This window comes from Methylophaga sp. F-2 (assembly GCF_056859315.1).
In genome coordinates, this window is record NZ_JBSXOF010000018.1 from 363,984 (window position 1) to 377,218 (window position 13,235).

Genomic DNA, 13,235 nt, shown 5'->3' on the forward strand with positions numbered 1-13,235 from the left:
CTATTCCTCAATTTACTCAGGGTGAGTGCGAACACGCATAGGATCATAAAAAGGCATCTTGACGATGGTCGCTTTGACCTCATCACCGTCAGCCACGGTTACTGTGGTGCCAAGTTGGCTGTATTCCGGTTTGATATGGGCCATTGCCAGTGACTTCATCAGATATTGGCTGTAGCTGGAGCTGGTCACCACACCGACTTCTTTGCCATCAATGAATAATTTAGAACCGACCTCTACCGCTTGCTTTGAGCGACATTCCAGACCGATTTGTTTGAAGCGTTCTCTGCCTTTTAACTTCAGCACCGCTTCTTTACCGATGTAATCACCGGGTTTGTCTTCATCGACACACCAGTCCATATTGACTTCCCACGGTGTGGTATCGCCTTCAGGCATATCAAATGGGAAGAAAAGTAAGGCCGCTTCAACGCGTGTCAGATCCAGTGAGTCCCATGATGCCGGGATGCAGCCATAGGGCTGACCTTTTTCCAGAATCATGTCCCACAGGTACACAGCATCAGCCGCGGAACAATAAACTTCGTAGCCGCGCTCACCGGAATAACCACCGCGAGCGAGGATCACTTCACGACCGAATAAGGTCGTCTTGATATGTTTGAAATAAGGTAATCCGGCGAGGTCGAAATCCAGTTCCGGATCCAGAATATCGATAGAACGAGGGCCCTGCAGCGACAGGATATGTACATCATAATCCTGTTCAACTGTGACATCCTCACCTTTAGCGAGTTCGGCTAAGGTTTGTTGTGTGGCGCCACTGCCATGAGATAAACGGTAATGTTCTTTATCATCACAAATGACCATGATGTCATCGACCAGCGCACCTTCTTCATTAACTTCACCGGCAAGTCGGGAAGTACCTGGTTCGAGCTTAGTGACATCAATCGTCACCAACTTGTCGATAATTTTTAATGCGGCTGGTCCCGATACATTAACAATGTTGAGACCAGACACATCATAAAGACCTGCCCGGGTACGGACCGCAACAACCTCATCATTCACATCCGAATGGTAGCTCCATGGAATGGGCATGCCATTCCATGTTTCGCCATCCAGTGTTGACCCAAGTTCTTTATGGCGAACATTGAGTACTGAGTTCCGTGTGGTAGTTTCTTTGGGCAGTGGATTATTCATGGTCTAACTCCGGTTACATAGAACGAATTCAATGTAAAAAACTTACCGAAATCAGCCGCATATAAAAATTCTCATGATGGAGTACTCCTTAATGGGTAAAAACCATCTGATTTTTTATGCTCTACCTTTTATAATCCATTGATAATAAATAAAATAATTAAGAAAAATTTACTCTGCGTGCAAAGACTTTAGTGTCTGAATCATTTCAATAATCACTAATGCCGCTTCACGGCCTTTGATAATCATGCGATCTTTTGCTTGTTGCTCATCTTCTGTGGTCAAAATCGCATTGGCCAGCGGAATTCCTGTGCCAATCTGAATATCGGTACAGGCACGTGCTGACTCATTGGCCACAATCTCAAAATGATAGGTTTCACCACGAATGATGCAGCCTAATGCGACCAGACCATCACAATTACCTTTTAATGCCAGTTCATGTAAAACCATCGGAATTTCCAATGCACCCGGCACAGACAATACCTGAATGTCCTGTTCCTGAACGTTGCTGGCTTTTAACTGGTCAACACAGGCATTTAACAGTGCCGTGCAAATCTCAGAGTTAAACCGCGAGACAACGATACCTACTCGAAAGCCATTGCCGTCAATATCGTCGCGAACACCTGCCCCATGTATATCTGCCAAATCTGTTTCCTCATATAAATAAATAGCATCGGGTAAGTCAGAGTCTTACCCGATGCCGAATAAAATAACGTTATTCAAAGTGTGTGCGCAATTCTTCTTCAATATCGAAGATATCCGCCACAATGCCGTACTTGGCAATATTAAATATCGATGCGCCCGGATCGGTGTTCACCGCCACGATACTGGGCACATGTTTCATCCCTGCCATATGTTGAATTGAGCCGGAAATTCCCATCGCCACATACAGCTTGCAAGCACCGACTACCTTGCCAGATTGCCCTACCTGACGTGACTTTGGCAACCAGCCTGAGTCAGCAATCGGACGCGAGCAGCATAATGTTGCTCCCGCCAGCTCAGATAATTCACGGAAGGTATCCACATTATTTTCTTCTGCGATACCGCGGCCGATAGACATAATAAAGTCCACACCCGTAATATCAATATCATCTGCGCCTTCCGGTTCAACATAACGCAAATTTTGACTACGACTGGTCAGCGAAGTCATATCCAGAGATGAAATCGCCGGTGACCCTGCGTCTTCCGCTTGTTTAAACACACTTGGACGAATCGTTAGCAGCACACAATCTTTGCCGGGAAAATCCACTTCCACATTCACTTTTTGATTGTAGGCGGCACGGGTTGCGACTAGATCGTTACCATCATAAGCCAGCCCGAATACATCACTGGCAAAACCATAATTGCCTTTACGAGCCAGCGTTGGTGCGTAACCCAGGCTATCTACAGAATGCGGCATCAATACTACAGATGGCGCGTATTGTTCCATCAGTTCAGAGACAACGGCTTCCTGAATATCGGCATCAAAATCTTCTGTTGCCGTTTTCACCGCCACGACTTCATCAACCCCTGCGAGCGATAATGCACTGGTGTAGTTGTCGGCGTTTTGCCCTGTTACCGCCACAATGACCTTGTCATCCGCCTGACGTAATTCCTGGGCAGCAGAGATCACTTCCAGAGAATTCGGGCGTAATTCATTCTGACGGGTTTCCGCCATCACCAAAATCGTTTTCATTAGAGTTCTCCTCTGTATTCTTTAATTATCTCAGCCAGTTTTGCAGCCTGTTCTGCGGGCGTACCCTCAATCATGGTTGCCATGCCTTTTTCAGGAATATACATACGACGTACCCGTGCAAAACTGGCATTGGCGCCCACATCCTCGGCACTTAATCCCAAATCACTCAGGCTGATTTCTTCGATAGGTTTGGCAGCGGCTTGTTTGATACCGCGTAAAGAGGCATAACGCGGTGTATTAATCCCCAGTTGAATAGTCAGCACCGCAGGGCAGCTGATCTCTACTTCCTGTGCCATCCCACCTTCCAGCTCACGACTGACCACGGCTTTATTGCTGCCGGGTGTGTAGTCCAATCCAGCCACCACGGCGGCATGAGGCCAGTTCAGATAAGACGATAAAGAAATACCAGTCGAGGCATTCGCATCATCAGACGACTGCACACCGGCAAAAATCATGTCCGGTTTTTCTTGTTCGGCGACCGCGGCCAGAATGCGGCCCACGGTAATCGAGTCCGATCCTTCCATCTCATCCGACCACACACGAATTGCCCGGTCTGCACCTTTAGCCAGGCATTTACGCAAACTTTCCTCAACACGATCGGGACCAACAGACACCACCACCACTTCCACTTCTGAATCCGAGGCCTCTTTAATGTTCATGGCCTCTTCCAGGGAAAAATCGTCCCATTCATTCAGGTCATAAAGCAGAAAGTCCTCATCGACGTCCAATTGGTCGTCACGAATTTCAAAGTCATCGTCAAGTGAAGCGACTTCTTTGACTGCAACTAAAATTTTCATGCTATTTCTCCTAAATTGCTGTCTACATCAGCTTTATTTGCAGTGAGTTACTGCTGGTATTGCCTGGAAAACCAGGTAAAAAGGCTGAACCGAACCGCCGGGTCCGGATCGTCATATAAGGTCCATTTGTCATCAGCACTAAGTGCTCTGCTTTGGATAAGCATCATGCGATTCAGGTAATACGGATCATCCAGCAGAGGCAGTAAGGTCTGGCGAATCGCCATATTGTTGAGAATGACCGCCCGCCTGACATCAGCACTGATGGAATAGCTCAAGCGCTGCAGTACTTTCTGCGGGGTTTTTGGGTTAGAGGCGACACCACCCAGCACGTCGATATCGTCCATCTCGGCAAGGATGATCAAGGTGCTGGCCGGCGTATTAGGCTGATTTGCTACCGCAGCACGTACCCAGACTTCTTGATCATTAGCGAGTTGGCTCAGTAATGCCGAATTGGTTTTCGGATTTCTGGCCACAGCTCGGCGAACCTCTTTATGCTCATCCTGAGCTAAGCTGTACAACTGTGATTCTGTGAGTTTTGGGTTGAGTGCCAACCATTGTCTGACCCAGTGCTCCGTATCTGCCAGCAAACAATTCATCATCTCTGGCGTCAGGTCTTCTCTGGCGGCTACCACGCGTCTGACATATTCCGACTGATCTTCAACCAGCTCTTCTAAAACCCATACCGGCAGATTTTTATGACTCGCTGCGGCTCGCCTGACGGAATAATCCTTATCCAAAGCCAGACGGGCGCTGAGTCGTTTATCGATATGTGGATTGGTCGCTAAATGACGCAGGATCAGACTGCTTTCCAGTTTCGCGGCAATAGTAAAAATAGCGGTCGGACACGCTTTATGAGCCACAACAGCGGCCTGAACAAACTCATTACCACGCGCATATAACGTCATTAATAAATCACCCAATGTCGCTGGATGACTGGCAAGTTCAGCATCAAATTGATCAGCAAACTTTTCTGCAACCAAGGCTAAAGTCTTGCTATCCGCATTCGGATTTTTCACCACAGCTCTCACCAAATCTGTTGCCGTAGTGGTATGTAAAATCTGCCACAACACATCCGCACTGGTGTGAGCATGTTTGGCAATCAGAGTAATAAAGCTGATGTCCACTTCATCACGGTATAAATTGCTTAAGGTCTGGGTTTGAGTCGCCGGGTTTTTATCCAGGCGTAAACGCACGGCATCATCTTCAAGGCCAGCCAGCAAAGCCAGTACATCGGCAGGAGTATGCTGCCAGCGTGCCAGTTTAAGTACATCACGACGCTGTGCCGTTATCAGCTCTGCCAGCAATTTTTTGTCATGAAAATCTGCCAGACCATACACTGCAGCCGCGCTGTAAATATCGCCACTGTCGAGCGCGACTGAGATTAACTCAGCCGCAGAGCCCGGCATCGAATCATTAAGCTGCGTCTGCATCTTCATCAACAGACTCATCGTCAAATTCCACGCACTCAGTGATCAGCTCGATCAGCTCTTTCACCTCAAACTTGCCTTCATAACCGGCGGTTTTACGTGCGTCTTCAAACATGGTGAGATCTTTCGGGCACGACACGATAAACACATCCAGATCCTCAATCTCACCAGCTTCATGTATCCGATTTTCAGATGGTTTTTGGATGCCGACAGGATCAGGAATCCAGATACGCCCACCACCGGCACCACAGCAGAATGAGTTATCACGATTACGTGCCATTTCCACCAGGTCACAACCAAGCATTTTGATAATATCACGAGGTGCGTCATAACCTTTGTTGTAACGGCCTAAGTGGCATGGATCATGGAAAGTCACCGTCAGATCCAGCTGTTTTTTCAGCTTCAATTTGCCTTGTTCTAACAACTGTTTAATCACTGTGGTGTAGTGGTTAATTTCAAACTCGCCACCAAAGTCCGGGTATTCATTACGGATGGTGTTAAATGAATGTGGATCGGTGGTCACAATCGATTTGAAATCACATTGTTCTAATGTGCTGATATTCGAGGTTGCCAAAAACTCATACAGTCCTTCTTCACCGACACGGCGAATATCATTACCGGCGTTCATTTCGGCTTCATATAACAAACCAAAATCCACACCTGCCTGACGCATTAATCTGGCAAAGGATTTTGTGACCACCTGATTACGTGGGTCGAAAGACGCGTAGTCGCCGACAAACCACATCACATCCACCGGCTCTTTACGGGCATCTTTGATAGCGAAAGGTAAATCCTTGGTCCATTTCGCCCGTTTACGTTTGGACTCGCCCATCGAGTTACCGTTTTTATGCACGGATTGCAGCGTTTTTTGCAGAATCGGCTCCATATTGCCTTCATCCACTAATTTACGACGCATTTGCACAATAATCGGCACATGCTCCACCGCCACCGGGCAGATTTCCACGCAGGCCAGACAGGTACGACATGACCACAGCGTTTCCATAAACACCTGACCGATATCTTTACCATGCACATCCAGCTCGGCTTCGTCCGGTAACTCTTTTTTCTGTAAGGTGTTATTGGCAAACTCACGCAATGACAGAATCACATCACGTGGTGATAATGGCGCTCCTACCGCATTGGCCGGACAGGCTTCATGGCAGCGTCCACATTTAGTACAGGCATCCAGGTTCAGTAAGTTTTTCCAGGTCAGATCGGTAATGGTTTTAACCCCAATCTCTTCCTGCTCTTCTGGCACCATCGGTAAGCGACGACCGGTCATCGGGTCACGAAACATCAACGACGCAGATGCCGTAAAGATATGTTTCACTTTGGTAAATGGAATCAGCGCCACAAAGGTCAAAGCAATAAAACCATGGAACCACCAGAGTCCGGTACGGAAATGCCCTGCCGCTTCTAGTCCCATGCCCAGACCATGTAAGGCATTGGCAATCAGGGCGCCCATCGGTGACCACCAGCGGTAGTCCCAGACGGTGGGATCATTCATCAGCCAAATCAGACGCGAGGCTTCAAGCAAAAAGCCCGTGATCAGAATGATGATAAATCCCCATAAAAATGCCCAGTCTTCACGACGATAAGCACTGCGGTCGTAGTCAGGATCGGTAGGTTCACGATCGGGACGTTTGTAATCCAGTTTAGGTAATTTCAGCCATTTTCGGCGATACATCATGTATAAAACGCCAGCGATAACGGCTGTTCCGGCAATGTCGAGTACCAGTGAGAACCACAGATAAAAGTCGCCATACCAGAATTTAAAGCCAAATAATGGCTCTAAAATATCGTATTCAAGTGTGATGGTGGCTGTCCCGAGAAACAGCAGAACAAAGCCAAAAAATATTCCTGCATGCGCTTTGCCAGCCGCCCTGTCACGACGTTTAATCGTACGGTGCGTCAGCATGGTTTTCAGCATGTCACCGAATCTCGCCAGAAACTCGCCCCAGGCTGCATCAGGTTTACCACGACGGTATTTTCTTACCTGCACGTAACAACCATAAATAAATACGGCGATTGCGGAATAACCAAACGCATAAAAAAGGTAAATGGATGAGGTCTGAAAACCTTGAAATAAAATCCGAGTAATCTCTTGTGCTTCGTTCATGACACACCTGCAAGCTTTTTTGGAATAGGAATAAGTGATTGCTGAGGTTGGAAAAGCGTGCTGCCGTTATCGACAGCACACTTCTTTTCCGGTCTAGATCTTGTATTCGATCTCGTGGTTACCACCCGGCATATGTGGTGTGCCCCATGAAATCGTTTCGCGTTTGTACGGCAATGGATACTGAGGATTGTCTTCCTCGATTTCCCTTGCGATACGCTGACCAGTAAATGTGGCATCAGCAATCAGACGCGGTGCTTCAGCATCACCAATCAGGTAAATACCTTTGATGCCGTTTTCATCCCATTCTGCTTGACGCTCTTTGAGTTCTTTGTACAAGGCATTGTCAGAAGAACGCCCTGTAACCAGTACTAAAGAATCAAATTCCAACCAACGGTGAGTCTTGTTTTCTTCACGTGGGAAAACACCAGGACCACGATAGCTACGTTTGGAACCATCACCCCACAGGTTGTAGATTTCCAGGCGATTCTTCTCGATACGTGTGCAGAAATGATCACCAATTTCTTCAATACCCAGCTCATGCAGACGACGCATCATGTTGGGGTATTCCAAAGTGAAGTGCATGTAGTTACCCAGATGAACACCTGAAACAACGGTAACGTCATGGCCTTCTGTGGCGAGTTTCTCAGCCAGACTTGGTGCCATGAAATAGCTGTCTGCATTTAAAATAACCACACGTTTGCCAATTTTCTTCTCACCCGATAACACTTGTTCTGGTGTGAGTTGCTCAGGTTGAGACGCATCCGCACCTGGAATCGGTGCATGTGTCAGACAGTTAGTGCCATCCGTATTCCAATGTGAACCGGTGGCGATAACCACTTTATCTGCACCGTATTCCAATACATCATCAGCGGTCAGTGGTTTCTGACCCAGTGCAATCACATTGTGTTTGTTTTTCTTAACCAGCTTATCCAGTTGCGTTTCACGGTAATCACGGTGATAACTCCACTCACCCAATCCAGGCAATGTGGCAACCTGATTGACATGACCACCCACTTTTTCAGCCTTATCGTATAAGTGAACGGTGTAACCACGTTCCATCAATACACGAGCCGCTTCTGAACCAGAAGGACCTGCCCCCACCACCAGCACCGAGTCTTCAGAACCCGCTTTGGCAAATTTCTCAGGATGCCAGCCACGACGATACTCTTCACCAGCCGTCGCATTCTGAGTACAAATCATTGGAGGACCACCGATTTCCCAACGCGAAATACAGACGTTACAACCGATACAGACACGGATATCGTCATAACGACCTTCTTCCACTTTCTTCGGTAAGAATGGATCAGCAATAGAAGGACGAGCACAACCGATAATATCCACCACACCTTTAGTGACGATTTCCGTCATTTTTTCAGGGTCGGTATAACGTCCCACACCCAGAACAGGTTTCTTGGAAACACGTTTAACATGCTCAACCCAAGGTACAGTGTGACCTTGCTGATAGAAGCGTGATGGGCCAGCGTCTTCACCCCATTCAGCAATATCACCTACCGTGATATCCCACAGGTCAACAAAGTCATCGGCCATTTCAATGAACTTAACGCCGTCTTCTTCTACTTCAATCTGGTCAGGGCCATAAATCGTATCGATAGCAAACCGCGTCGCAATCGCACAATCATCACCCACGGCTTTACGCACTTTTTCCAGGGTTTCCACCCAGAAACGAGCACGATTTTCTAATGAACCGCCGTAGCCGTCAGTGCGTTTGTTGTAATACGGGTTAAGGAATTGCAGAGGCAAATAAGAGTGAGCACCATACACATAAACGATATCAAAGCCAGCATCGCGAGCACGGTAAGCGGCATCCACGTAGTACTGCTGAACCATCTTGATATCATCAAGATCCATCTCTTTACAGTAGCTTAAAGTTTCAAATTCTGAGGCAAACTGGCTGGGGCCACGTGGCGTTGCCCGGGTTTCCATATTCGGTGCATGAGCGGCGCCGTACCACATTTCTATACCAGCTAAAGCGCCGTATTTATGAACTTCATCCGTCATCGCACGTAAATTACGTACGTCACCTTCGTCCCAGATACGTGCTGAGAGACGATGGGTATCATCTGATTCTGGATGGATTGAACAGTATTCGGTATTCATCGCTGCCCAACCACCTTCCGCTTTCATCGAACGATGTGCTGCCTGGAAGCCTGGTCGATCTGAACCGGCACCAATGCAATGGGGAACCTGATAAAACCGATTACGCAATGTTTTTGGACCAATCTGAATTGGCTCAAAAAGTATGTCGTGCTTAGGATCGCGTGCCATTATATTTCTCCCTATTTTATGAGTATTGGCAACGCTATTTTCAGTTCCACAGCCCCTCTCAACAATTACTAAGAGGACTTACTTCCTAGGTAGTACGAATCTCAGAGGGAGCTGCTTTTTAGTGAGTATAGCCAAGGAGAAGTTAGGCCTTGATACTTTGGGAAACTGTTTGTGCTGGTCAGTTAATCACACCAAAGCATATGCACTTTAGTTATTTAAACAATTGATTAAATTGAGAAAGCTTGTAATGATTAATGACAAAAAGTGATAGTCAGGTTTAATTTTGTCAAAAAGCCAAGAGAGGGGACGACATAATAATCAAACACCTTGGCTCTATTGATTCCGAATGTTGTTGATTTGCACTGAGCCAATTCTGCATGAATTGAGGACAGAGTTTTCATGTTTATTTTGTAACTTTTAAGCTACACTTGTGACGCCGACATACATCGGCTGGATATTCTAAACGTAAATACTGAACGGTACACAATCAATGCCAAGAGCTGCTGCAACGACAAAATATATGGGTTTGACCACTACTAAGCCTGATGAGATTGGCTCGTTGCTAGAATTAGTTCGTAAGACTGCGGAAGATAATGGGGGCATGTCGGCTATCGCCAAAAAAGCGGGATTATCTCGAGAGGCATTATACAGGGCATTGTCTTCAAACGGTAACCCAACAATAAAAACGCTAACGTCTGTGTTGAGTGCTATTGGAATGAGTCTCACCGTCGCTCCGATTAGACAAGAATCAGTGGGTGACGAAACAACATGAAATATGCCTATGAAGATTTGAGCGACGATCAATTTGAGCAACTGGTCGTTTTTTTATGTCAGGAGCTGCTTGGGATTTCTACTCAGGGCTTTGCAAAAGGACCCGATGGCGGTAGAGATGCTAAGTTCGTAGGCACTGCTGATTTATATCCTAGTAAATCCAGTCCATGGACTGGCATTACGATAATCCAGGCGAAACACACAAATGGCTATAACAAGCACTTTTCGGAAGCCGACTTTTACAGTGTAGATGGCGATTCTAGCGTGTTAAGCAAGGAAATATTAAAAATTAAGAAACTGCGCGAAGAGGAGCAACTTGATCACTACATGTTGTTTGCGAATAGGCGCCTTGCTGCAAATGCAGAAAGTGAAATTCGCTATTACATATCCACACAATGCAATTTGCCTGAGTCATCTATATGCCTTTGTGGGGTTGAGCAGTTAGAGATGTGGTTAAAGACCTTCCCTAAAGTTGCAGAAAGGGCAAATCTAGATATGGTTGATTCACCTCTGGTTGTTAGCCCAGATGATTTGTCAGAAGTGGTTTACGCCTTAGCAGATCATAAGAAAACAGGATTAATAACTGAGGATGATCCGCCTGCACCTCGGATTCCATATGCAGACAAAAACGAAATAAACAACATGTCCGCAGAGTACGCAGATACTCTACGCAAAAGATATTTGAAAGAAACTGCGCAAGTTCAATACTTTTTATCTGCGCCTGAAAATCATGAGCTAATGCAAATTTACGAAAACATAGTTGATGAGTTTCAGCTAAAAATCATAGCAAAAAGAAAAGACCACCAGAACTTCGACAGCGTTATGAATCACTTAGTGGATTTGCTATTTGCTCGTGATCCTGTTCTCAGGAAACACAAAAGATTAACTAGAGTAATGTTGTTTTATATGTATTGGAACTGTGATATTGGGAGTGAAGAATATGCTTCGTCCAACTAAGCATTCACATCCTGATCGCACTGTAATAAATGTTGCGATGGTTGTTTTGGTTAGATTGAAAGATCTAAGGATTGCCAACTATAGCGACCTCCTTTCTCATGCAAAGAAAAGTGTGATAGGTGGAGATGTACTTTTTCTTCCTGCGTTGAACTTTTTATTTCTTATGGGGTTGATAGAGTATCGACCAAAAACGGACTCAATAGAATATATAAACAACAATGAGACTATCTAAGCTTTATACAAATAGGTCTGATTTATTTGAGCCGGTATTTTTCAAAGCAGGGCTCAATGTCATATATGGCGAAATTCGTCTCCCTGAAAATAAAACTAGAGACACCCATAATTTGGGGAAAAGCACTCTTGGAAGGGTTATTGACTTCACTCTTTTATCAAAGCGCGATCCAAAATTTTTCCTGTTTAAACATGAAGATATTTTTAGTCCTTTTATCTTCTTCGTCGAAGTAAAGTTAAACGATAATAGCTATTTGACAATTCGGCGGAGTGTTTCACAGGCTTCTAAAATCAGTTTTAAAAAACACAATGAACAACATCAAGATTATGTTTCTCTTGCTGATGAGCGTTGGGATCATCTTGATGTTCCATTTGCTAGAGCAAAGGAACTTCTCGATAGCTTGCTAGACCTCTCGGCAATCAAGCCGTGGACGTATCGAAATGGGCTTGGATATCTTATTCGATCTCAGGATGACTACAATGATGTGTTCAAGTTACGCAAGTTCGGTTCTCGAGATGCCTACTGGAAACCCTACTTATCACATATCCTTGGGTTCGATGCCGATTTGTTAGTTAAGCATTATCAAAAGGAAGAAGAGCTAAGCAAGAAGGAAGATATAGAGAGCACCGTTAGAAAAGAGCTGGGTGGATCGGTTGAGGATGTTAGTAAAATCGAAGGCATATTGTTGATTAAGCAGCAGGATGCTGAAAAAAAGCAAAAGCTCCTCGATTCATTTGATTTTAGACAACAAGACAAAGAAAAGACCAAATATCTGGTCGACGAGCTTGACGAAAAAATAGCGGAGTTAAACCGGAGAAGATACTCGCTAAATCAAAATAGAAAAAAGATATTAAAGTCCCTTGAGGAAGATAAGATTATCTTCAACACTGAAGATGCACAGAAAATTTTTCAAGAAGCTGGAATTTTATTTTCCGGGCAGGTTAAAAAGGATTTTGATCAGCTGATAGAATTTAATAAGTCAATAACTGAAGAGCGTTTCAGTTACCTGATAACCGAAAAATCCGAGGTTGAGTCGGAAATATCAAAAATTAATGGCGAGCTTAATTCGCTTGGAAAAAAACGAGCAGATACGCTGTCTTTCTTAAGTGATACAGAGGTATTCAATAAATATAAAGGATTATCCAATGAGCTTGTTTTGCTTCGCGCAGATATCGAGGCCCTGGAGAGACAGAAGAAGCATATTCATCGATTGCAGGAATTAAGGGCCGAAATTAGAAGATTGTCGGAAGAGTGTAGTCATCTCCAGTCTGAAATTGAAAGTAATGTTGAGAAGCAAAATTCGGAAAAAACTAGCCTCTTTTCCCAGATACGGTTGTACTTTAGCGAGATTGTAGATGATGTGATTAACAGAAAAGCATTGTTAAGTGTTTCGCCTAACAGCGAGGGGCACTTGCAATTTAAGGCTGAAATTCTTGATGAGTCAGGAAACTCAACTAGTGCAGATATGGGGCATACATATAGAAAATTGTTATGCATAGCTTTTGATCTGTCTGTGCTTAGGGCCCACCTAGGCGAGAAATTTCCTCACTTTGCATTTCATGATGGTGTTTTTGAGTCACTTGATAATCGGAAAAAGGAAAATCTACTAGCTGTTATCCGCCAATATGCCGATATGGGTATTCAATCCATAATAACGCTGATTGACTCCGATCTTCCGCATAGAGAGAAAGAGGAGCCTTCCGTTTTTGATGAGTCAGAAATCGTGCATCAACTGCATGACGAAGGAGAAAAAGGACGTCTGTTTAAGATGAAAGCCTGGTAATGTCTAGGCAGTCCAAAATTAAGGGTCAGCCAACTTGGTTATAAG

11 protein-coding genes are annotated in these 13,235 nt (G+C 45.2%); 4 read left to right on the forward strand and 7 right to left on the reverse strand.

Annotation, left to right across the window (positions count from 1 at the left end; genetic code table 11):
* Positions 1-12: 12 nt before the first annotated feature.
* From AC13DA_RS08770 to AC13DA_RS08800, 7 genes are all read right to left on the reverse strand, one after another.
* A complete protein-coding gene (locus AC13DA_RS08770; RefSeq protein WP_273179683.1) occupies positions 13-1,146 on the reverse strand; it encodes an aminomethyl transferase family protein in 1,134 nt (377 codons plus the stop codon).
* A gap of 168 nt (positions 1,147-1,314) precedes the next feature.
* Positions 1,315-1,788, reverse strand: coding sequence for a 6,7-dimethyl-8-ribityllumazine synthase (gene ribH, locus AC13DA_RS08775; RefSeq protein ID WP_273179682.1), 474 nt, complete (start codon positions 1,786-1,788; stop codon positions 1,315-1,317).
* Positions 1,789-1,858: 70 nt separating this feature from the next.
* Positions 1,859-2,818 carry an electron transfer flavoprotein subunit alpha/FixB family protein gene (locus AC13DA_RS08780; RefSeq protein ID WP_284451021.1) on the reverse strand — a complete coding sequence of 320 codons (960 nt, stop codon included), beginning with the start codon at positions 2,816-2,818 and terminating at the stop codon, positions 1,859-1,861.
* Positions 2,818-3,615, reverse strand: coding sequence for an electron transfer flavoprotein subunit beta/FixA family protein (locus AC13DA_RS08785; protein ID WP_284451020.1), 798 nt, complete (start codon positions 3,613-3,615; stop codon positions 2,818-2,820). Before AC13DA_RS08785 ends, AC13DA_RS08780 begins: the two co-directional genes overlap by 1 nt.
* 47 nt (positions 3,616-3,662) lie before the next feature.
* Positions 3,663-5,063 carry a hypothetical protein gene (locus AC13DA_RS08790; protein WP_284451019.1) on the reverse strand — a complete coding sequence of 467 codons (1,401 nt, stop codon included), beginning with the start codon at positions 5,061-5,063 and terminating at the stop codon, positions 3,663-3,665.
* Positions 5,029-7,161 (reverse strand): heterodisulfide reductase-related iron-sulfur binding cluster, encoded by a 2,133-nt coding sequence (locus AC13DA_RS08795; protein WP_284451018.1) that lies wholly within the window; start codon positions 7,159-7,161, stop codon positions 5,029-5,031. The genes AC13DA_RS08790 and AC13DA_RS08795 overlap by 35 nt, the downstream gene beginning before the upstream one ends.
* Positions 7,162-7,254: 93 nt before the next feature.
* A complete protein-coding gene (locus AC13DA_RS08800) occupies positions 7,255-9,447 on the reverse strand; it encodes an oxidoreductase (protein ID WP_284451017.1) in 2,193 nt (730 codons plus the stop codon).
* Positions 9,448-9,937: 490 nt separating this feature from the next.
* Between AC13DA_RS08800 and AC13DA_RS08805 the strand changes: the two genes are divergently transcribed.
* The 4 genes from AC13DA_RS08805 to AC13DA_RS08820 are packed head-to-tail and all read left to right on the forward strand — an operon-like array spanning position 9,938 to position 13,190.
* Positions 9,938-10,219 carry an addiction module antidote protein gene (locus AC13DA_RS08805; RefSeq protein WP_284451016.1) on the forward strand — a complete coding sequence of 94 codons (282 nt, stop codon included), beginning with the start codon at positions 9,938-9,940 and terminating at the stop codon, positions 10,217-10,219.
* Positions 10,216-11,175, forward strand: a complete 960-nt coding sequence (locus AC13DA_RS08810) for an ABC-three component system protein (RefSeq protein WP_284451015.1) — start codon at positions 10,216-10,218, stop codon at positions 11,173-11,175. Before AC13DA_RS08805 ends, AC13DA_RS08810 begins: the two co-directional genes overlap by 4 nt.
* Positions 11,176-11,212: 37 nt before the next feature.
* Positions 11,213-11,407 carry an ABC-three component system middle component 8 gene (locus AC13DA_RS08815; RefSeq protein ID WP_482945906.1) on the forward strand — a complete coding sequence of 65 codons (195 nt, stop codon included), beginning with the start codon at positions 11,213-11,215 and terminating at the stop codon, positions 11,405-11,407.
* Complete coding sequence (locus AC13DA_RS08820; protein ID WP_284451014.1) at positions 11,394-13,190, forward strand: DUF2326 domain-containing protein; 1,797 nt, start codon at positions 11,394-11,396, stop codon at positions 13,188-13,190. Before AC13DA_RS08815 ends, AC13DA_RS08820 begins: the two co-directional genes overlap by 14 nt.
* Positions 13,191-13,235: the final 45 nt, after the last annotated feature.